This window comes from Streptomyces chisholmiae, assembly GCF_031845445.1.
Classification (GTDB): domain Bacteria; phylum Actinomycetota; class Actinomycetes; order Streptomycetales; family Streptomycetaceae; genus Streptomyces; species Streptomyces chisholmiae.
On the sequence record NZ_JAVREO010000292.1, the window covers coordinates 1 to 397 of the forward strand.

General features: G+C 68.3%; 1 protein-coding gene. It reads left to right on the forward strand.

Annotated features, from left to right (window positions below; all coding sequences use genetic code 11):
* Positions 1–72: 72 nt before the first annotated feature.
* A partial coding sequence (locus RM844_RS33255) for a zf-HC2 domain-containing protein (RefSeq protein WP_311671142.1) occupies positions 73–397 on the forward strand: 325 nt, incomplete at its 3' end.

The following is a 397-nucleotide window of genomic DNA, read 5'->3' on the forward strand; positions in this document are numbered from 1 at the left end:
GGGTACCGTGAAGTCACGCAGTTACTACGCAGTGCGCGCACTGCGGGCGGTGTTCGACGAGATGGGGCTGCTGTGATCGACGAACCTCATGTCCTTCTGGGCGCCTACATCCTCGGCGGCCTCGACGCCGAGGAACGCGGACGCTTCGAGGCGCACCTCAAAGATTGTGCCCAATGCCGCGCCCAAGCCGCCGATTTCGCGCCGCTGCCGGCGCTCCTGAGCAAGGTCGACCCGGCTGACCTGGAAACCGGACCCACCGACGGTGGTGAGTCGGAACTGATCCTGCGCGACATGCTCGCCACCCGACGTACGGCAGCTAAGCGCCGCGTTCGCCGCCGGGTGGCGCTGGGGGCGTGCGCCGCGGTGCTCGCCGCCGTCGCACTGGTGTTGGTCATCC